Origin of the sequence: Streptomyces sp. NPDC020490, assembly GCF_044335305.1 — a bacterium.
In the GTDB taxonomy this organism is placed as follows: domain Bacteria; phylum Actinomycetota; class Actinomycetes; order Streptomycetales; family Streptomycetaceae; genus Streptomyces.
The window spans coordinates 19,929-39,719 of record NZ_JBIRUY010000038.1 but is presented as its reverse complement, the minus strand read 5'-3'; the positions used below and the strand labels follow the sequence as shown (position 1 = coordinate 39,719).

General features: G+C 69.6%; 18 protein-coding genes, 1 tRNA gene and 2 pseudogenes. 5 read left to right on the top strand and 16 right to left on the bottom strand.

All coding sequences use genetic code 11. The features are described 5' to 3' along the window. Positions 1-81: 81 nt before the first annotated feature. The 6 genes from thrB to ACH4ZX_RS31990 all read right to left on the bottom strand — a co-directional run bounded on the left by thrB (position 82) and on the right by ACH4ZX_RS31990 (position 6,942). Positions 82-999 carry a homoserine kinase gene (gene thrB / locus ACH4ZX_RS32015; protein ID WP_398280429.1) on the bottom strand — a complete coding sequence of 306 codons (918 nt, stop codon included), beginning with the start codon at positions 997-999 and terminating at the stop codon, positions 82-84. 287 nt (positions 1,000-1,286) lie between these two features. Then, positions 1,287-2,345 carry a threonine synthase gene (thrC, locus tag ACH4ZX_RS32010; RefSeq protein WP_398280426.1) on the bottom strand — a complete coding sequence of 353 codons (1,059 nt, stop codon included), beginning with the start codon at positions 2,343-2,345 and terminating at the stop codon, positions 1,287-1,289. Between the two features lie 6 nt (positions 2,346-2,351). Beyond that, complete coding sequence (locus tag ACH4ZX_RS32005; RefSeq protein WP_398280423.1) at positions 2,352-3,644, bottom strand: homoserine dehydrogenase; 1,293 nt, start codon at positions 3,642-3,644, stop codon at positions 2,352-2,354. A gap of 242 nt (positions 3,645-3,886) precedes the next feature. After that, on the bottom strand, positions 3,887-5,278 hold the full coding sequence (gene lysA, locus ACH4ZX_RS32000; RefSeq protein ID WP_398280420.1) for a diaminopimelate decarboxylase: 1,392 nt from the start codon (positions 5,276-5,278) through the stop codon (positions 3,887-3,889). An 18-nt stretch (positions 5,279-5,296) separates the two neighbouring features. Continuing rightward, on the bottom strand, positions 5,297-6,271 hold the full coding sequence (gene nrtL / locus ACH4ZX_RS31995) for an ArgS-related anticodon-binding protein NrtL (protein ID WP_398280417.1): 975 nt from the start codon (positions 6,269-6,271) through the stop codon (positions 5,297-5,299). A gap of 146 nt (positions 6,272-6,417) precedes the next feature. Continuing rightward, positions 6,418-6,942, bottom strand: a complete 525-nt coding sequence (locus tag ACH4ZX_RS31990; protein ID WP_398280524.1) for a response regulator — start codon at positions 6,940-6,942, stop codon at positions 6,418-6,420. 117 nt (positions 6,943-7,059) lie between these two features. Between ACH4ZX_RS31990 and ACH4ZX_RS31985 the strand changes: the two genes are divergently transcribed. Beyond that, a tRNA-Arg gene (locus ACH4ZX_RS31985) sits at positions 7,060-7,131 on the top strand. 890 nt (positions 7,132-8,021) lie between these two features. Continuing rightward, positions 8,022-8,426, top strand: coding sequence for a pentapeptide repeat-containing protein (locus ACH4ZX_RS31980; protein WP_398280414.1), 405 nt, complete (start codon positions 8,022-8,024; stop codon positions 8,424-8,426). A 44-nt stretch (positions 8,427-8,470) separates the two neighbouring features. Here ACH4ZX_RS31980 and ACH4ZX_RS31975 read toward each other — a convergent pair. Next, a pseudogene (locus tag ACH4ZX_RS31975) lies at positions 8,471-9,912 on the bottom strand (tyrosine-type recombinase/integrase). Continuing rightward, a complete protein-coding gene (locus tag ACH4ZX_RS31970; protein WP_101400676.1) occupies positions 9,909-10,100 on the bottom strand; it encodes an AlpA family transcriptional regulator in 192 nt (63 codons plus the stop codon). Before ACH4ZX_RS31970 ends, ACH4ZX_RS31975 begins: the two are co-directional and overlap by 4 nt. Positions 10,101-10,542: 442 nt before the next feature. Here ACH4ZX_RS31970 and ACH4ZX_RS31965 point away from each other — a divergent pair, with 442 nt between their 5' ends. The 3 genes from ACH4ZX_RS31965 to ACH4ZX_RS31955 all read left to right on the top strand — a co-directional run bounded on the left by ACH4ZX_RS31965 (position 10,543) and on the right by ACH4ZX_RS31955 (position 12,499). Then, on the top strand, positions 10,543-11,421 hold the full coding sequence (locus ACH4ZX_RS31965; protein ID WP_398280411.1) for a helix-turn-helix domain-containing protein: 879 nt from the start codon (positions 10,543-10,545) through the stop codon (positions 11,419-11,421). Continuing rightward, positions 11,418-11,606 (top strand): DUF397 domain-containing protein, encoded by a 189-nt coding sequence (locus tag ACH4ZX_RS31960; RefSeq protein WP_398280408.1) that lies wholly within the window; start codon positions 11,418-11,420, stop codon positions 11,604-11,606. Before ACH4ZX_RS31965 ends, ACH4ZX_RS31960 begins: the two co-directional genes overlap by 4 nt. A gap of 131 nt (positions 11,607-11,737) precedes the next feature. Beyond that, positions 11,738-12,499 carry a DUF3592 domain-containing protein gene (locus tag ACH4ZX_RS31955; RefSeq protein ID WP_398280405.1) on the top strand — a complete coding sequence of 254 codons (762 nt, stop codon included), beginning with the start codon at positions 11,738-11,740 and terminating at the stop codon, positions 12,497-12,499. A gap of 345 nt (positions 12,500-12,844) precedes the next feature. Here the strand turns inward: ACH4ZX_RS31955 and ACH4ZX_RS31950 are convergent, their stop codons facing one another. The 8 genes and pseudogenes from ACH4ZX_RS31950 to ACH4ZX_RS31915 all read right to left on the bottom strand — a co-directional run bounded on the left by ACH4ZX_RS31950 (position 12,845) and on the right by ACH4ZX_RS31915 (position 19,744). Then, a complete protein-coding gene (locus tag ACH4ZX_RS31950) occupies positions 12,845-14,521 on the bottom strand; it encodes an SWIM zinc finger domain-containing protein (RefSeq protein WP_398280402.1) in 1,677 nt (558 codons plus the stop codon). A gap of 128 nt (positions 14,522-14,649) precedes the next feature. Continuing rightward, a complete protein-coding gene (locus tag ACH4ZX_RS31945; RefSeq protein ID WP_398280399.1) occupies positions 14,650-15,009 on the bottom strand; it encodes a hypothetical protein in 360 nt (119 codons plus the stop codon). A 114-nt stretch (positions 15,010-15,123) separates the two neighbouring features. Beyond that, on the bottom strand, positions 15,124-15,645 hold the full coding sequence (locus tag ACH4ZX_RS31940; protein WP_398280522.1) for an NADase-type glycan-binding domain-containing protein: 522 nt from the start codon (positions 15,643-15,645) through the stop codon (positions 15,124-15,126). Positions 15,646-15,750: 105 nt separating this feature from the next. Then, positions 15,751-16,461: pseudogene (locus tag ACH4ZX_RS31935) on the bottom strand (zinc ribbon domain-containing protein); the annotation flags it as partial. A 4-nt stretch (positions 16,462-16,465) separates the two neighbouring features. After that, positions 16,466-17,047, bottom strand: a complete 582-nt coding sequence (locus ACH4ZX_RS31930) for a phage tail protein (protein ID WP_398280396.1) — start codon at positions 17,045-17,047, stop codon at positions 16,466-16,468. After that, positions 17,044-19,005, bottom strand: coding sequence for a putative baseplate assembly protein (locus ACH4ZX_RS31925; protein ID WP_398280393.1), 1,962 nt, complete (start codon positions 19,003-19,005; stop codon positions 17,044-17,046). The genes ACH4ZX_RS31930 and ACH4ZX_RS31925 overlap by 4 nt, the downstream gene beginning before the upstream one ends. After that, the gene (locus tag ACH4ZX_RS31920) at positions 19,005-19,427 is read right to left on the bottom strand and encodes a GPW/gp25 family protein (RefSeq protein ID WP_398280391.1); all 423 of its coding nucleotides are present in this window, start codon (positions 19,425-19,427) and stop codon (positions 19,005-19,007) included. The genes ACH4ZX_RS31925 and ACH4ZX_RS31920 overlap by 1 nt, the downstream gene beginning before the upstream one ends. Next, positions 19,427-19,744, bottom strand: a complete 318-nt coding sequence (locus tag ACH4ZX_RS31915; protein WP_351894632.1) for a PAAR domain-containing protein — start codon at positions 19,742-19,744, stop codon at positions 19,427-19,429. The genes ACH4ZX_RS31920 and ACH4ZX_RS31915 overlap by 1 nt, the downstream gene beginning before the upstream one ends. Between the last annotated feature and the right edge of the window lie 47 nt (positions 19,745-19,791).

The window sequence follows — 19,791 nt, the reverse complement described above, 5'->3', positions numbered from 1 at the left end:
TGGTGGGGTCGGGTGCAGACTTGAGGTTAACACTACCGGATCCAACAAACATTCCCCCTCTCGAAATCCGGCAACCGTGTGTCAGGGCGCGAGCGGCAGCACGCACGCGCCCCGGGCGTCGAGCTCGAGCCTGTTCGCGGCCCAGCCCTCGCCTGCCAGATGAGCCACCTTGTCGGCGTTGTCGGCGTCGACGAGCGCCAGCACGGTGGGTCCCGCTCCGGAGATGACCGCCGGGACCCCGTCGGCCCGCAGCCGCTCCACCAGCGTCGCGCTCTCCGGCATGGCGGGGGCGCGGTACTCCTGGTGCAGCCGGTCCTCGGTGGCGGGCAGCAGCAGCTCGGGGCGCCTGGTCAGGGCCTCGACGAGCAGGGCGGCACGGCCCGCGTTGGCGGCGGCGTCGACGTGCGGCACGGTGCGCGGGAGCAGGCCGCGCGCGGTCTCGGTCAGGACCGGCTTTCCGGGCACGAAAACCACCGGAACGATGGAATCGGCGGGCTCCATCCTGATCGCACGGGCGGCGCCGGCCTCCATCCAGGAGAGGGTGAAGCCGCCGAGCAGACAGGCCGCCACGTTGTCCGGGTGACCCTCGATCTCGGTGGCGAGCTCCAGCAGCGCCGCGTCGTCGAGCCTGGACTCGCCGCCTATGGTCACGGCGCGCGCGGCGACGATGCCGGCGCAGATGGCGGCCGAGGAGGAGCCCAGGCCGCGGCCGTGCGGGATGCGGTTGGCGCAGACGATCTCCAGCCCGCGCGGCTGCCCGCCCAGCAGGTCGAAGGCGGTGCGCAGGGAGCGTACGAGGAGGTGGTTCTCGTCGCGCGGCAGCGTCTCGCTGCCCTCGCCCGCGATGTCGATGTGCAGCCCGGAGTCGGCCACCCGGACGACCACGTCGTCGTAGAGCCCCAGCGAGAGGCCGAAGGCGTCGAAGCCCGGGCCGAGGTTGGCGCTGGTGGCGGGGACGCGCACCCGGACGGCGGCGGCGCGGAAGGCGGGACCGGCCATCGCTCGATGACTCTCCTTGAGCTGCGTGACTGTCGAAGACATTCGATGCGTACGGAAGGGAACCCTCGGGCCGTACGGACGGCGCGGCGCCGTCCATATGCGCGGGCATATGCAGCGGGCGGGTTCGGTACAGCCTATCGAAGGAAGGTTCTGTGGCGACATAGGGCGCACAGGAGGCGCACGATGCGTGTCGCAAGCCCCCTGTGCACCCGCGTGCTGTTTGGCTCAGAACCTACGCGAGACCGAGGCGCCCGGGCCCTGGAAACCGCCGGCCGGGGCGCTCGGGGCTATGCGAGGCCGAGGCGCTCGGCCGCCGTCACCGCGTCGACGGGGACGGTGACCGGCTGCGGCGCGCCGGCGACAGCCCAGTCGGGGTCCTTCAGACCGTTGCCGGTGACGGTGCAGACGATCCGCTGGCCCGGGTCCACCTTGCCCTGCTCGGCGGCCTTCAGCAGACCGGCCACCGACGCGGCGGACGCCGGCTCCACGAAGACACCCTCCTGCGCGGCCAACAGCCTGTAGGCGCGCAGGATCTCACGGTCCGTCACCTCGTCGATGAGGCCGCCCGACTCGTCCCGCGCCGCCAGCGCGTACTGCCAGGACGCCGGGTTGCCGATGCGGATGGCGGTGGCGATGGTCGACGGGTCCTTGACGACCTCGCCGCGCACGATGGGCGCGGAACCGGACGCCTGGTAGCCCCACATGCGGGGGGTCCTGGCGGCCAGGCCGTCGGCGGCGTACTCCTTGTACCCCTTCCAGTACGCGGTGATGTTGCCCGCGTTGCCGACCGGCAGGACGTGGATGTCCGGGGCGTCGCCGAGCATGTCGACGATCTCGAAGGCGGCCGTCTTCTGGCCCTCGATGCGCACCGGGTTGACCGAATTGACCAGCGCCACGGGGTAGTTGTCGCTCAGCGCGCGGGCGAGGGTGAGGCAGTCGTCGAAGTTGCCGTCGACCTGGAGGATCTTGGCGCCGTGCACCAGCGCCTGCCCCATCTTGCCGAGCGCGATCTTGCCGCGCGGCACCAGGACGGCCGAGACCATCCGCGCGCGCACGGCGTAGGCGGCGGCGCTCGCCGAGGTGTTGCCGGTGGAGGCGCAGATGACGGCCTTGGCGCCTTCCTCCTTGGCCTTGGAGATGGCCATCGTCATGCCGCGGTCCTTGAAGGACCCGGTGGGGTTGGCGCCCTCCACCTTGAGGTGGACCTCGCAGCCCGTGCGCTCGGAGAGCACCTGCGCGGGCACGAGGGGCGTGCCGCCCTCACGGAGCGTCACGACCGGCGTGGTGTCGGACACCGGAAGCCTGTCCCGGTACTCCTCGATGATTCCGCGCCACTGGTGGGTCATTGCTGGTTACTCTCCTTCAACCCGCATGATGCTGGCGACACCCCGCACGGTGTCGAGCTTGCGCAGCGCCTCGACGGTACCGCTGAGTGCGGCGTCGGAGGCCCGGTGGGTGACGACGACGAGAGAGGCCTCGCCGTCCTTGCCCTGCTGCCGAACCGTATCGATCGACACACCGTGCTCGGCGAACACGGTGGCCACTTGGGCGAGAACGCCCGGTTTGTCGGCCACGTCGAGGCTGATGTGGTAGCGCGTGACGACCTCGCCCATGCCCGACACCGGCAGCGCGGCGTACGCCGACTCGCCGGGCCCGGTCGAACCGCTGAGCCGGTTGCGGCACACGGCCACCAGGTCACCGAGGACCGCGGAGGCGGTCGGGGCGCCACCCGCGCCGGGACCGTAGAACATCAGCTGGCCGGAGGCGTCGGACTCCACGAAGACGGCGTTGTAGGCGCCGCGCACGGAGGCGAGCGGGTGCGTGAGCGGGATCATGGCCGGATGCACACGCGCGGTGACCGACTGGCCGTCCTCGGCCCGCTCGCAGATGGCGAGCAGCTTGATGGTGCAGCCCATCTCCCTGGCCGAGCGGAAGTCGGCGGAGGTGACCTCGGTCATGCCCTCGCGGTAGACGTCGTCGAGGCGCACGCGGGAGTGGAAGGCGATCCCGGCGAGGATCGCGGCCTTGGCGGCGGCGTCGTAGCCCTCCACGTCGGCGGTCGGGTCGGCCTCCGCGTACCCGAGAGCGGTGGCCTCGTCGAGGGCCTCCTGGTAGCCGGCGCCGGTGGAGTCCATCTTGTCGAGGATGAAGTTGGTCGTGCCGTTGACGATGCCGAGCACCCGGTTGACCTTGTCACCGGCCAGGGACTCGCGCAGCGGGCGGATCAGCGGGATGGCGCCGGCGACGGCGGCCTCGTAGTACAGGTCCCGGCCGTGCTGCTCGGCGGCGGCGTGCAGCGCGGCCCCGTCCTGGGCCAGCAGCGCCTTGTTGGCGGAGACGACGGACGCGCCGTGCTCGAACGCGGTGGTGATCAGCGTGCGGGCGGGCTCGATCCCGCCGATGACCTCGACTACGACGTCGAGGTCGCCGCGTTTGACCAGCGCGGTGGCGTCGGTGGTGACGAGGGAGGGGTCGATTCCTTCGCGGACCTTGCCGGGCCGGCGTACCGCGACGCCGGCCAGTTCCACCGGGGCGCCGATGCGGGCGGCGAGGTCTTCGGCGTGCGTCGTCATGATGCGCGCCACCTCTGAGCCGACGACCCCACAGCCCAGCAGCGCCACCTTCAGCGGACGCGTACGCATCATCCGACCTCGTTTCCTCATACCGTCTACGGTTCGACCAGTCTCACTCACCGGACCGGATTTTCTGCCCTTGGTCCGGATTCTGAGACATCTATTTCATTTGTACGGGGGCGGAAGACGAAGATCTTCCCGGAGATCTTCCCGGAGCCCGCTACCGCCCTCCGCCACCGGGTCTGCGGGCCGGCGGGCCCGCGGGTCTGTGGGTCTATGGGTCTGTGGGTCTATGGGTCTGTGGGTCTATGGACTCACCCGACGTCGAGACGCAGCAGATCCTCTTCCGTCTCGCGCCGCACGATCACCCGCGCCTCCCCGTCCTTCACGGCGACCACGGGCGGACGCAGCACGTGGTTGTAGTTGCTGGCCATCGACCGGCAGTACGCCCCCGTCGCCGGTACGGCGATCAGGTCACCGGGCGCGATATCGGCCGGCAGGAACGCGTCCCGGACCACGATGTCCCCACTCTCGCAGTGCTTGCCGACGACACGCGCGAGCATCGGCTCGGCGTCGGAGGCGCGGGAGACGAGGGCGACGCTGTACTCGGCGTCGTACAGCGCGGTGCGGATGTTGTCCGACATCCCGCCGTCGACGGACACGTACGTCCGCAGCCCGTCGAGCGGCTTGATGGTGCCGACCTCGTAGAGCGTGAAGGCGGTCGGACCGACGATGGCGCGCCCGGGCTCGACGGAGATCCGCGGCGTACGCAGCTTCGCCGCCTCGCACTCCCGCCCGACGATCTCCGTCAGCGCCTTGGCGATCTCGTGCGGCTCGCGCGGGTCGTCGTCGCTGGTGTACGCGATCCCGAGCCCGCCCCCGAGGTCGATCTCCGGCAGCTCGACACCGTGCTCGTCCCGGATGTCCTTCAGCAGCCCGACCACCCGGTGCGCGGCCACCTCGAACCCCGACATGTCGAAGATCTGCGACCCGATGTGCGAGTGGATGCCGATCAGTTCGAGCCCGTCGAGCTGCAGCGCCCGCCGCACGGCCTCGGCCGCCTGCCCCCCGGCCAGCGGGATGCCGAACTTCTGGTCCTCGTGGGCGGTGGCGATGAACTCGTGCGTGTGCGCCTCGACACCGACGGTGATCCGGATCTGCACGCGCTGCCGCTTGCCCAGCTCCCGCGCGATGTGCGCCACCCGCACGATCTCCTGGAACGAGTCGAGCACGATCCGCCCCACGCCCGCCGCAACGGCCCGGGTGATCTCCGCCGTCGACTTGTTGTTCCCGTGGAAGGCGATCCGGTCGGCCGGCATCCCGGCGGACAGGGCAGTGGCCAGCTCCCCGCCGGAGCACACGTCAAGATTCAGCCCCTCCTCGTGCAGCCAGCGCACCACGGCGCGCGAGAGGAACGCCTTGCCGGCATAGAAGACATCGGCCTCCTGCCCGAACGCGGTACGCCAGGCGCGGGCCCGCGCCCGGAAGTCGGCCTCGTCGAGCACGTAGGCGGGCGTGCCGAACTCCTCGGCGAGCGTCTTGACGTCGATCCCGCCGACGGTGACGACCCCCTGCGCGTCCCGGGCGACGGTCTGCGCCCACACCTTCGCGTCGAGGGTGTTCAGATCGGCGGGCGGCGCGGAGTAGTGCCCCTCGGGGAGGACGTCGGCGTGACGGGGCCCGGCGGGGTGTGCGGAACGGCTCATGTCTCTTCGTGGGCTTTCTCAGAGGTGTTCGGGTGCGTCGATGCCGAGCAGGGACAGGCCGCCGGCCAGCACCGTCCCGGCGGCTTCGGCGAGCGCGAGCCGGGCCCGGTGGGCGGCCGAGGGTTTCTCCGCCCCGCGGGGCAGCACGGCGGGCAGAAACGCGAGCACGGCGTCGGCGACGGTGACGAGATGCCGGGCGAGGCGATCGGGGGCGCGGTGGGACGCGGCGGCTAGGAGGACGCGGGGGTGGTCGGCCAGGGCGGCGGGGACTTCGACACCGGGGAGGGGGCCGGGCTGACTGCGGAAGCCGAGGTCGGCGGCGTTGCGGGTGAGGGCACGGGTGCGGGCGTGGGCATACCGCACCCGAAAGAGGGGATTGCTCTCACGCTGGACGAGCAGATCGGCGGTGATCCGGGGCCGGTCATGGACGGCGGGATGAAGCAGGGCCCAGCGCGCGGCGTCGGCCCCGAGCGGAGCGGGATCCTCGGACGCCGGAACGGGCCGGAGATCGACAGGCTCACCGGCCCCGACCTCGACGACCTTCAGGCGACCCCCCTGCGAACCGACGATCCGCCCGACCGCATCGGCGACGACGGCGGCCCGCACCTCACGAGGAATGCGCAGCTCGACGACGTCCCCGCCGAGGGCGTCGGAGTGCCCGTACCCCTCCCCAAGCCGCAGAATCTCCTCGACGAGCCCCGCGGAGGCGCTCCGCCGCAGGCACAGATTGAGAAACCCGGGCCCGGTGACAACGACATCGGCGACACCGTCTGTGTCCGCGAGATAGGGCCGCAGGATCTCGGCGACCCGAAGTGGCGGCTGGCCGGCCGGCCGGGCGAGCTGCAGGGCGATGTTGGTGGCGTAGTCCCCCCGCCCACCAGGCCCGGGCGCCCCGACAACGGCACGTGCAGGCACGGCCACGCTCAGCTCCCCCGCGTCCACAGCACGACGCACCGCGCACAGCACGGTACGGGAGAGCTCGCCGGGGGTCACGGGAACAGGGTAGGCGAGGAGGCGGGTGGGAGGGCGACCGGGAATCGAGGGGTCCGACATGTGGACACGCAGTGCTGAAGCCGCCCCTTCCGAGTCCGCCGACCCGTGATCGACCGACCGCCGGCTGACGGCTCGCCGCTCAGCAGTCAGCCGCCGGCGCGCCCGGCGCGCTCAGCCTCACCGAGGCCGAGCGCCCGCCCCAGAGCATCGTCGGAGTCACCGTCTCCCGTGGCTCCCCCCACCTGCCGCCCACTCTCGATCAACTCGACGACGACACGAACGAGTTCGGCGGGGTCGAAGGGCTTGGCAAGGAAGGCGTCGATACCGACGTCGAGGCCGCTCTCGATCTCGTAGGAGGTGCAGGCACTGACGATGGCGACGGGCAGATCACGGGTCCGCGGATCGGCACGCAGCTGGGCGGCGGTACGCAGACCGTCGAGCCGGGGCATGACGACGTCAAGGGTGACGACATCGGGCTGCACCTCATGGACGACTTCCAGACACTCGGCACCGTCGGCCGCGGTCACGACCTCAAGCCCTTCCAGCTCGAGGTTGACCCTGATCAGCTGCCGGATGACCTTGTTGTCGTCCACAACAAGCACCCGGCCCGAGGCGCCTGGCACAAATCGAGAGTAGGTCGGGACCGGCCACCGCGTCCGGGTTTTGCCCACTTCCACCCCGTGCGGGGGATGCGCGACCGCACGGCGACGCGACGAAACCCGTTCATGAACACCCCTCCGGAGCTGGTAGTGTTCTACCCGTCGCAGCGCACACCGCGCAGCCGACACGCCCCCGTAGCTCAGGGGATAGAGCAACGGCCTCCGGAGCCGTGTGCGCAGGTTCGAATCCTGCCGGGGGCACTTCGCCTCAACCAGCAGAATGATGCGGTTGACCAGCGCAGACGCCATGTATGAAGAGCGGGAACCAGTCTCACTGGGTCCCGCTCTTTGTCGTTGGTACGCGCTGATCGCGATAGACCTGCGCTAGACAGCCGCGCCCCTCCGCCTTGTGGCTATGTGCATCCCTGCGAGAAGATCACGACGATTCTTTGCCGCTAGGGGGGCCGAAGGTGCGGACGAGGTCAGAGGTGGTTCGGGCCGTCGAAGCCCGATGGAGGGAAAGCCTCCGATGGGCGGCGGCAGCCGTCGCCACGGTTCTCGGGACAGCGGGTGCCCTACTACTAATACTGGGTCCGATCTCGTGGTTTGTGGCTGGCAAGACGGTGCAGCACCTGTCAGGAACCGATCGAGCTGATGCGATTAACGCCGTCCGGCAAACAGTCCTAGCTGCCATAGCCGGCGCAACGGTCTTCGCTGGCCTTGCATACACAGCACGCACATATCATTTGTCACGCCGAGGACAAGTTACTGACAGGTATCGGGCTGCAGTCGAGAATCTCGCATCGGACAAGCTGGAAGTGCGCCTGGGAGCCGTCTACAGCCTCGAACATGTGCTGTCCGAGTCCGCGGTGGACCACGAAGCGATCGTCAGAGTGCTGGCAGGGTTCGTAAGGCACAACACCCACAGGGGCGCGACAGACCCCCTTCCAAGGCTTCCCGAGCAGCGGAACGGACTCCAGGCCACATTCGATGAGAGCCCCGAACTCTCCGCAGACATACAGGCTGCGGTCGGGGTTTTGGCTCGTCGCCCAAAACGGCCTGAACCCCGACGCCTCGATCTTCGCCATGCGAAGCTGGCCAAGCTCAGCCTGCGACACTTCGAATTCGAATCCCCGCCACGCCTGGAGTGGATGTTCCTCACTGCAGCAGACCTTCGCCAAGCTGATCTACGAGGCGTGGTTATGAAGGGTAGCATTCTCAACACCGCAGACATGTGCTTTGCATGGCTTATCGACGCACGATGTGATGGAGCAGCCATGCATAGAGTTGACCTGCGTGGTGCCTTGTTGGAAAAATCAACGTTTGTCGAAACAGACCTTGCCGGGGCAGACCTGCGGGAAACCCGTGGTCTGACAGCTCAGCAACTCTCCTCAGCATTCATCGATGCCGAGACCCGTCTACCTGACCATTTGGTGAATGATCCCTGGGCGGCCGCAAGACTAGCCGACTGTGTTGCGTGGGCGGAGGAAAATCGTGCAAATACCTGCCCACCGCCCACGCCGCAGCCGCAACCGCCAACCTCAGCATCTAGTTGAGGCCGAATGCGCCTGACGTTCACTCCATGTATTGAAGTCGACGCTCAATCTTGCCAGGCGAGCTCCGCCTCGATCTTCCTGTTCATCACCTCTTCTTGACCGTAGATGCACCCCTCGTAGACGCGGTGGATCACCTCGGGAGAGTTGCCGACCCGACGAGCGACCTCAGCCACGGGCACGCCAGCATTCAACCAAGTCGTGATACAGGTGTGCCGCAGGTCGTACGGCCGCCCCCCGAGGATCGACGCCTGAAGGTCCGGGGGGAGGGCGTACTCCCGAGCGTCCCGCCACACGCGCCAATAGGTGCTGCTGCCCACAAGACCTCCCCGCTCGTTCGTGAAGAGCCGCCCGTCCTTGGCCGTGCCGAACTCCTTCAAGTGGGCGCGGAGCATGGCCACGAGCGGCGGGGGATCGGGACCGGCCGGTCTTCCTTGGCCTCTCTCGACTTCAGGCCGCGCTTGTCGTGGCGCTCTCCGCTGTCTGTCCACTGCTTGCCAGACACGGGGTGCGTGTCGTGGAGCGTCAGAACGCCCCACCCCTTCTCTGGGAGGAAGCAATCAGCCTTCCTGAGTCCCACGGCCTCACTCGGGCGGAGCCCCGCGAAGTACATGACCGCATAGAAGCCCACCAGGCGCCGACCCTTCTTGCGGTCCCATGTCCCAACGTATGAGACCGATGCAAGGAGTTGCGCAGCCTGCGTCTTGTTCACGAGAACACGGGGGTCAACACGGTCCGATGAGGAACTCTTCACCTTCTTGATGGCAGCGAGGGGGTTCTCCGTCAGTAGCTTGCGCTCGATGGCGTATTCAACCGCCGTGTTGAGCGCGCGTCGGCGACGACGGGAGGTCTCCCCCGCCGCGGGGGTGCCGTCCAGTTGCAAGGAGATCCGGTACTGAACATCGCGGAGAATCTTCGGGTCTTCCAGCGAGGAGACGAGCAGCGATTTCTTGGAGATCCACCCGTAGGCGTCTTCAAGTTCCTCCGGCGGGTCATGTTCGGCGTTCTTGGGAATGACCGGCCACCGGAAGACGAGGCGCAGCTCTTCCGGTGACGGCATCTTCTGTTCCTGCTCCACCAGCGCCAGCGTCACCGCGGCGATCCCGTCGGCGATGCTCTCACGGGTCTTGGCCGCAGCGGTTGGCCAGCGCATCGCCATGTACTCGCGGCAGAACGCGAACCAGGGAAGTTCCTCACGAGCTTGCTCCGCAGCGGCCTCGACCCGTACCTCGGATTCAGGCAGACCGTCGGCGATGCGGAATGCCTCGCCGCGGCGTATTGCCTGCCACAGTTCAGATCTGCGGCTCTCTGCGAGAGCCACCGTGGCGAAGGTGGCGCTACTGACCTTTCCTCCAACTTTCCAACGGAGTTGGTAAGGACGGGTCTTGCTCTGCGCCTTGGACACCTTCCACAGGCGGACGTCGAGCGAAAACCCTTCCGGGGCCCAGCCGTTGTTCTGCTCGGCCCCGTTGTCGCTGTCCTGCGTCACGCGCTCTCCTCCAGTGTCTGGAGCCACCGACTCAGTTCGGACCGGCGGATGCGCACGGCGCCGTTGGGGAGCTTGATGGACTTCGGGCCCTTCTTGTACTGGCGCCAGCGGTAGAAGGTCGCTCGCGGTACGCCAATCTCTTCGATCACTTCGGGGATGGTCAGCATCTCGTCGCGGGGCTTGGCCACGACTCCTCCTTGGGCGAGAGAGCAAGGGAAGGTGGTGGGACCAGCCGAGAGCCGCCACAGAAACCACGAAAACCACAGAAACCCTGGATTGACGGGCTGACCTGCGGCGATGCCGCACGGTGGGGGCTGCCACAGAAATCGCGGAAAGTTCCACAGAAATAGATGGCCGGCCCGGTGGGGCAGGCGCCGGGCTATTTCGCGGGGTGGAGCCGAACCACTGAGTGAACACACGTACGGTAACGGTTGCTTGACGGGCCGCCTGGCTCACCCGTGATGCCGTTCGCCCAGGAAGAGGGCGCCTCGGGGTCGTTCACCAACGCTGACCTACGTACGTTGAGTCAGCGTACGCACACTCTGAGTGGACGGTACTCATCACGCGGGGTGACGATGGAGCCGAGTCAGAAGCGGTATGGCGAGGCTGGTGCGCGGGAGGTGGCCGACGGTGGCCTACGACAACACGGACGACGGAGTTGCGGAAACGACGACACGGGGAGCGGGAGCGGGAGTCTGCACCGAGCCGGGCACGTCGGACAGTCTGCGCACCTTCGGCGCGTTCCTCCATGCCTTACGGGAACACGCGGGCCTGAGCCGCGAGGAGTTCGCGGACCTGGTCGACTTCTCCAAGCACACGGTCGCCTCGATCGAGCAGGGGCGGCGGATGCCGGACCGCGACTTCGTGGAGCGCGCGGAAAAGGCTCTGGGCAACACGGGGGCGCTGCGGAGGGCCGCGCCACATCTGTCGCGGCAGGCGGGGCTGGCGAGTTGGTTCCGGCAGTGGGCACGCTTGGAGACGCAAGCAGTGACCTTGTGGACCTACGAGTGCCGGGTGATTCCCGGGCTGCTCCAGACCGAACGGTATGCGCGAGCGGTGACAGAGAGCGTGCCGCCCGTGAAGGACGAGGAGCGGGTGGCAGAGCAGGTTGCCGCCCGGTTGGAGCGTCAGCACCTGTTCGAGCGCAGGCCGCCGATCGCGTTCAGCTTCATCATCGAACAGGCGCTCATCGAGCGCGGTACGGGTGGCCCCGACGTGATGCGGGAGTTGCTCGACCATCTGCTGGAGCGGTCGATGCAGTTCAACGTCGAGTTGCAGATCATGCCGAGATATCAGCCCGATCATGCTGGGTTCGACGGTCCGTTGAGACTCCTCGAAGCGCAGGACAACAAGTGGTTCGGCTACGCGGAGGGCCAGCGTGGCGGCATGCTCGTCTCGTATCCGAAGGAGGTCAGCATCATGCTCCAGCGGTATGCGAAACTGCGCTCACAGGCTCTCAACTCCGAGGACTCCAGGGGCCTGCTGAAGCGACTTCGAGGAGCGCTATGAGCAGCATCGACGAACGGGCTTGGTTCAAGAGCAGCTACAGCGGTTCCGACGGCGACGACTGCGTCGAGGTGGCGAAGGGCAGCCAGGCCATCCACGTCCGGGACTCCAAGGATCAGCAGAGCCCCGAGCTCACCCTCTCCCCCACCGCGTGGAGCGACTTCGTCACCTACGCCGCTCAGGGCTGACCCGCACGCAATCAGCAGCGCCCCGCGCCGGACCCTTCCGGCGCGGGGCGCTGGCCTGGGCCGGCCAGGTACCACTGCAACCAGCGCGGCTGCCGGTGAGTCTCACTTCGTAACGAGGAGTGGAGGCGCAGGTGGACGAGCGCAAGTCCTTGTTGAGCAGCGACCCGGATGAGCACGGCTCTCCTCTTGGGTGGAGGGCACTGGCGGTCGTCGTGGCCGTCGTGGTGTGGGTGGCGTTCGGACCGCTTGGGCCCGTGTGGCTCTATGTTCTCGGCTGGGCGGTGGCACTGGCTGCGGTGGACGGTCTCTACAGGCTGGTACGCCGCCAGGGCTGGGCCGTTCCTTCGCCGGGCCGCCTCGTGGCTGGGCTGCTGCGGCTCGGTCCGGAATCGCGGCTGGTGGCCCCCCGTTGGGCCAGAGTCCGATTGGTTGCCGCGGGTTTTCTGATGTTCGCCACCATTGCCGGATACATGGGCTGGCAAGCTGGTCAGGAATACCGACTGCTGGCGAACCTCCGGGACCAGGGCCGCAGGACCGACGCAACCGTGGTCGAGATCACCGACCGGTCGGAGGAAGGCCGGGCGCTCTCCGTGACCGTACGCTTCGGCACACCGTCCGGGGCCGTACGCGCGGATGTCGATGTCGTGCCCAACTCAGCAAACGATGCGGAGCCGGGGGCGAAGATACCCGTCGCATACAACCCGGCGCGCCCCACTGAGGTCCGCCAGCTTGCGTACCTCGACGGACGTGAGGCCGACGGAATTCGGCAGGGTTCGATCGTGATAGGGCTGCTCGCAGCGGGCTTTCTGGTGGGCACCATCAGGGAGGTGCTCCGTACCAAGCGGCAAACGGAATCAGGCAAGACGCCGGGTACCCACAACCCAAGGACGTGAAGGGCCCGACGCGCATCGTGATCACACCGTCCAGCCGCAGGTGGACCGGGCACCTCGGCCGTCCGGGCCTGCCTGGGCAGCCGCTTGACCGGCGCCCGCGTGGCGCGTGTCCTGACGATCCTGCAGGCAGAGCCCGAACGACTGTGGCGATCAGGAGAGATCGCTGGACTCCTCGGCGACGTCACCCTCGTCACCGCCTGTCGCCTGCTCGCCCGCTGGACCGAGAGAGGAATAATCGAGAGAGTCCGCACCGGCCGCTACGCGGCAACCACACAGATGCCGACCCGCCTTCACTCGGTCACCACCAATGTTCAGGTCCAGGGCACCCGGAAATGCCGTCCGGCCTCACAGACTGTGTTCGTTCATGAGGCGCATCAGGTTCCGCTTGCGCTTCTGGGCGGTGCGCAGGGCCGTGACGTACGCGGTGAACTCGTCCGGCGTGCCCAGGCGACGGTGGCAGTCCCGGATGCTCAGCAGCAGCCTGACGAGTTGTTCGTAGACCGGGTTTCCGGTCTGCTTGGTGAGCGGCTCGGCCAGGCGCAGGTAGACGCCGAGCGCGTCGGCGGGACGCTCGGCCCGTGCCTGGTCGGCGAGGGCGAGCCACTGCCTGTCATCGGCTCCGGTTCGGGTGGCTGCCTGCCAGGCGGCGTCGATGTCCTCGTCGTCGAGCAGGGCATCAACCAGGACCGGGCCGCCGTACGGGCTCTCTTGCCGCCGCTCCGCGTCGGCGCGCAGCAGGTCCAGCGCTCCCTCGCGCTCGGTCCGCCAGCAGTCGCCTGCCTGCGCGGCGGCCCTCAGCTGCCGGTACGCAAGCAGGGTGCGGCGGGCACCGAAGTGGTCGCGGCGAACGGCGAGGGCCTCCGACAGCCGGTCCGCCCGCGCATAGCGGTCGCAGAGGTAGTCGACAAGGGCGGTGTCGACGGCGGCGAGGTCCCGGGTTTCCCGGATTCCACGTTCCGCCCAGCCCAGGGCCTCCTCGGAGCGCTGAGCGGTGTCCAGCTCGCGGGCGATGACCAGGTGCGTGTGGCCGTTCGGTGAGAGGTCGGCCGCGTGCACGGCGATCACCGTGTCGACGTCGCCTCCCGCCTTGGCAAGGCGCTCCATCAGGTACTTCTCCGCCAAGCCGCGACGGTTGCCGCGCCACGCCTCGACCGCCGACTTCCGCAGGACCGCCATCCCCTCGCCGCCGAGGACGTCCTCGTAATCGAGCGGATCGATGTCGGTCAGTCCGTCGTCGAGGTCGGCGAGCGCATGGCCGACCAGCCAGCGCGCGAGTTCCACGGGGTCGGGGCGTGCCGCGCGGCACGCGTCGAGGTGGGCGCCGGCGAGGTCTGCACCGATCTGCCCGAGCCAGCCGTCCGAGTCGTCGACGCTCTCAACTGCCTCGGCCAGCAGCCGCATGGCCTCCCGCGCCAGGGTGATCGCGTCGGCTGCCCGGCCGGAACCGGTCAGCGCCCTGATCGCCGACACCGCCTGCCCGGCCTGGTCGGCATAGGCGCGGGCGTCGGCGTACTCGACGTACCCGTACCGCGCGAACGGGCCGATGTCGAGCAGGTCGCGGATACGGGCCCGGACCGTGGCATGGTCCCCGCGGGCGCTCGCGGCACGCAGTTCCAGGCGGCGCCGCACCTGCTGGTCCTCGTCGATCTGTTCCCGCAGCACAGCGAGCAACTCGTCCTTGGACAGGGCGGAGAGCCACCCGTCGAGATCCCGGGCACGCTCCCGGGCCGCCCTCCGCTGCCGTGGCAGGCTCTCCCGCTGGGCGAGCACCGTCAGGCCGAGGGCGACGAGGTGCTTGCAGAAGTTGCCCTCCAGACCGTAGGGGCAGTCGCATTCGCCGGCCAGGCCGCCGGGCCCGTCCAGGGTCAGCTGGGCCTCGTACCGCTCCGTGCCGTGGACGCTCGCGGTGACCCAGCCGTCACCGACCTCGACCCCGGACACCGCGTCCAGGTATCCGAGCGCGCGCTCGTAGGAACGAGCACCGGCCAGCGCCTTGAGGTTGGCCTCGGTGAGACTGCCCATGGTTTCCGCCTGCTCCGGGTGATCACTTGACAGTCCGCCAGCCTAGGGCTGTCAGGAGGTGCAGACCGACAAGTTCGGCACGTTCGGCACCTCGCCCGCCGATCCACCGCCCATCCGGGAGACCCCAGCTACTGCCAGGCGCGGACGAGATCTTCAGGTCCCCAGTGGGCCGTGAGCGGCAAGCTGCCGACCACTCCGCTGCGGGACACCGCGATCAGCGGCGTGTCCGGCCCGGCACCGGGCACCGCGAGGACGTCCCGGGCCAGAGTGTCGTACTCACGTCGGCCGAACGGCTGGGACTCCAGCCATTTGATGGAGCCGACGAAGTGCACCGCGCCCGCCACGGGTTCACGGTCGGTGCCCACCAGGTCGATCTCGGGGTTGTTCTGCCGGTTCCACCAGCCGCCGACCGCTTCTGTCTCCGGCCATCGCTCGTCGGGCAACGCGGACTGGGCGAGCGCCCCGGTGAAATCCGCCCGCTCGGCCACGGCGTAAACACAGTTCCGATATTACGTAGATTGAATCTTACTTAGACGTTAGCTCGCCTTCTGTGTGGGCGTGACCCCGTCGGGAGGCAGTGGACGGGCACTCACCGGAAGGGGTCAGCTTCGTTGGAAGAATTCGACCTCTGCCAGGGCCAGGTGACGGCCAGAGGTCAGGCCCACGGGTGAGCGCAGGGTCAGGCGTACCATCTTCACGTCGCTGATGCCGCTGGGGATGGTCTGGGGGCCGGGTTTGTCGCTGAGGGTGAGTTGCTTGTGCTGCTTCTCGCCGTCCTGCGTCGTCACCTCCAGGTCCATCTGGAGAGCGCGCGCCTCGCGGGTGTATCTCTCCGGCTCGGCGGACGGGCCGTTGGTGATGATCAGGTCTACCAGGCGGAACGGCTTGCGGAAGGTGTATGTCACCGAGGCGCCCGGCGCGGGTGCGCCCCAGTAGCTGTTGCTCAGCCCGTCCGTGGTGTTCTTCGCCGGGTGCCGGGGGGACTCGGCGCTCGCCTCGATGTCCACCGGGGTGATGGGCTGGGCCTTGCCCAGTTTGTCTCGGGTGTCCTGGAACAGCGCGCGTCCGGCGGGGAGCAGGAGAAGACCGCCGGCGCACAGCGCCACGACCACTGCCGTGATCACCAGGAAGCGGACAGCCCGGCCCGAACTCGCCCTTGTCTTGCGGCGGAACGGCCACACGGTCCGCCACCATGGCAGCGGTTCGGGCTTCGCGGCGGGGTTCAGCGGGGCCGCACAACGCCGGCAGAAGCGGCGGTCCGGTGGATTGGGTGTACCGCAGGAGGGACAGGGCACGCCTGCCACCTCGTCGGGCACTTCCACGGGGCGTACGACGGGGCGGGGAGCGACCGGCTTCGCGGGGCGCACGGCCTGGATGGGCTGGATGGGGGCGGGGGTCGGCGGCTCGGGGGTGGGGGTGGCTTCGTCTGTGCGGGGGGCGTCGGTGGTGTGGGAGGGGCTGTCGTCAGCGGCAGGCGGGTGGGGGGCGGGAGCGGGAGCGGGGGGTTCGGCATCGGCATCGTCGGGGGCGGTGCGGGGGGCGGGGGTCGTCGTTGCGTCCTGGGCGGAGGCGGGCACAGGGGCCCCGGTATTGCTGCCGCTGGCGCTGTCACCAGAGCGTGGGATCGCGGCAGGGTCCGTGGTCGCCCTCCGCGCCTCACCGGGGCCGCGGCCCGTCAGCCGTGTGCGCAGGGACGAGCCGCGGCCGGGCGCGAAGGGCGGCGGCTCTGGAGCCGACGGTGACGAGGACGTGCCCGGGGTGGACGGCTCCTCGGGCGTGCTCGGTGGCGGCGGGTCCGGGGACGGGTCCGGTGCCGTCGTGTCCGAAGGCGACGTAGCCTGGGTCGGTGTGCTGGTCGACCAGCCCAGGTAGGTGCCGCAGTTGCCGCAGAAGTCGTCTGTGGGGGCGTTGGACGCACCGCACGCGGGGCAGGCGCGCATGGCGTCACCTTCCTTCGTCGGTGGGGTCGTCGGTGGGTGGGCCGGGGAGGAATTCCAGGCGGCAGGTGGTGTGTATCGGGCACATGGTGGTGACGACCTCGCGGATGCGGGCCGGGTCCGGGTCCGGGTGCGCCTCGGCGTCCGGCCATACGCGGACCAGGATCTCGGCGGGGGGCTCCGGGGGGAGGTCGGTGCCGGGGGTGTTGGACCATACGGCGGTGCCGTCGTCGGTGACCTGGGCGTGGACGCCGAGGGTGAGTCGGAGGGCTTCGGTCAGGCCGCGTCTGGTGCCGCGCCAGCGGTGGAGTTCCACGGCGCGGAGCACTGCCTCGCGGCGGCGTGGCAGCGGCCAGCGGGGGTCGTGCGCCGCGCCGACCCAGGCGGCGAGCCAGGTGAGGAAGTCGGGTGGGGTCACCCGGGGATCGAGGTAGGCGGGCAGGTTGTCGAGGGTGGCGAAGACCGGGGCGAGGACGGTGTCGAGGCCGGCGGTGAAGCGTTGCGCGAAGTCGTCGTCGGCGTAGAGGGCGGGGAGTTGCTCACCGATCGGGTACCGGCTCGGGAGGCCGGGGATCGCGGCGCGGCTCATCCGCGTGCCTCCGGTTCCACGGCCGTGACGACCACCTGGTGCTGGTGCGAGAAGACCAGCGCGCCCGGCGCCACGTCGATGCGGTCCGTCGGTGCGCCGCGTCGCCCGGTGATCGGGTCGGCGGGGAAGAGCTTGATCTCCTCGACGAGTGTGTTGCCGGTGGCGCGTTGGAGGACGCCGAAGACGTCGCCGTACTGGACGGGTCGTCCGAAGGGCCAGCCGGTGCCGTCGGGGCCGCCGACCAGGGGGTTGAGGTGGCGGAACAGCGCGGCGAGTGCCGCGTCGCGGACGCGGTCGGTGTCGGCCGGGGCCGCCGCGAGCCTGGCGACCACGGTGACGCCCTGGTAGACCGGCGGTTCGACGACGAGGCGGGTGCCGATCAGGCGTCGTTCGTCGAGGCTCCTGGTGATCGCCCGGAGCACCTGGTCGGAGGGGATGAGCTGCTCGAAGCGGAGGCGGTCGTCGCCCTCGTCGGCGACCGCGTCCGGCACCACCAGGACCCGCACCGCGCCCGGACCGTCGGCGGCGGGCAGGCAGCGGACCCGGCGTACCGAGGGGGCGGCCTGGCGGCTGATGATCTCGTAGTCCTCGGCGGTGACCGCGCGTTCCTGTATGCGCAGGGCGTCCGGCGCGCGCAGCTTGGCGTTGGAGACGGTCTCGCCGGCGACGCCGCCGCGTGCCGCCTCCCGGTTGACGACCCGCGCCACGTACGGGACGGAGCTGCGCAGTACGGAGATCGCGCCGCGCGCGACGTTGCCGGCGGGGCCTCCTCCGGTGCGGTAGCGGGCCACCCGTATCCGGGCGCCCTTGGGCGGTACGGCGCCGCACTGGCGCAGGGTGCCGTCCGGTTCGCGCAGCGCGGGTGGGAAGGTGAACTCGCCGGTGGTGGCGTTGACTTGGACGTGGCGGTCGGCGGGGCCGGAGCGGCCGAAGTGGTCCACGACGTCCCAGCGCTGCCAGCCTTCGGGCGAGGACACCTCCAGCACCGGGGGTTCGCCGTCGAGGAGGACGGGCGGGCGGCCGAGGCGGAACGTCTGGCCCGGGACCCCCTCGGAGGTGCCGAGCGGGACGTCGGTCTCGGTCTCGGCCTGTTCGACGGACATGGTGCCGCCCACGGTGAACACCGACGCCTCGCGCACCGTCGGGGACTCCGAGTAGAACGGCTGGCCCGGCTCCGCCTCGGTGACCCGGCAGCGCAGCCAGCCGGCCCGGGTCCCGCCGATCACCGACGCCGTGTGTCCGGGCGGTACGTACACGACGACCTCGCCGGGCCGGTTCAGGCCGCCGGTGGTGTCCTCGCCGGTCTCGCATGCCTGCCAGCCGCCGCCGTCCCACGCTTCCCACACCAGCGGGGGCTGGCGGGGGTCCACGCCGATGCCTTCGACGCGGCTGTCCAGGCGCACGGCGACGACGCAGCGCGGCACCGCGGCCGGGAGGCCGAACAGCAGTGCGTCGCCGGGCTGGGGTGCCGCCTGGAAGACGGGTATGTGGCGGCCCTCGGCCAGTTCCCCGGTCCGGTCGGTCTGGTCGCCGGTGCGGGGCGCGGTCACCAGGCGTGTCAACTCGGATGGGATGATGCGCAGTTCGTCGGTGGTCGTGAACACCACGGCCTCGTCGCTCTCGCCGCCGGCCGTGGTCACCTCGGTGCCCGCGGGAAGCGTCACCGTGTCGGGCTGCGGCGCCGACAGCCAGAAGTCGACCTCGGCCACGGCCGCGGCCGGCGGGAACAGGCGGATGCCGAGCAGGTCGAGGAACGCGGTGTAGTTCTTGTCCGGGACCCGGTTCAGCCGGTACAGCAGCTGGTCCACGAGGTAGGCGAACGTCTCGATGAGGGTGACGCCCGGGTCGGAGACGTTGTGGTCGGTCCACTCCGGGGCGCGCTGCTGCACGTACCGCTTCGCCTCGTCGACGAGTTGCTGGAACCGCCGGTCGTCCAGGTTGGGGGAGGGCAGTGCCATCAGCCGGCGCCCCGTTCCTCGGCCCCCTCCTCGGAGGGGATCGTGTAGAAGGGAAAGACCAGGTTGCGCCGGTCGTTGGTGGATCGCAGGGTGTAGTGCACGTCGATGTAGAGGGTGCCGTCCTCGACGGCGTCGTAGGCGACCACCACGTCGTCCACCGCGATGCGCGGCTCCCACCGCTCCAGGGCCTCGCGCACCTGTAGTGCGATACGTCCGGCGGTGGCGCCGTCGCCGGGCGCGAAGACGTAGTCGTGGATGCCGCAGCCGAACTCGGGGCGCATCGGGCGTTCGCCGGGCGCGGTGCCCAGGACCAGGCGGATCGCCTCCTCGATCTCCCGCTCCCGCTCGACCATGCCGATCCCACCGGTCGGCCCGACCCGCATCGGGAAGCCCCAGCCGCGGCCGATGAACCGTTCGCTCATCACACGCCCCCGATCAGCACGGTCGGGTCGCCGGCCGAGATCATCGCGCCGCACGTGGTCTTGTCGCGCATCCGGGCGGCCGGGAGCCCGCCGATGAGGACCTGGCCCGTGGCGAGGGCGGCCGGGTCGGGCATGATCACATTGCCCGGTCCCAGGGCCAGGTGCGGTGGCAGCGCGCAGGTGTGCAGGCTGCCCACGACTGCGGCGGGACGGCCGCCGATGAGCACGCTCGCGACCGCCGCGGCCGCGCCGGGCGGCGGCGTGGCGATCACGCCGCCGTGGTTGGTGGGGTCACCGGAACGGGCTGCGGCCGGCATGCGGTGCTCCTTTCGTCTTTCGTCTTTCATCGTTCATCGGTTACGGA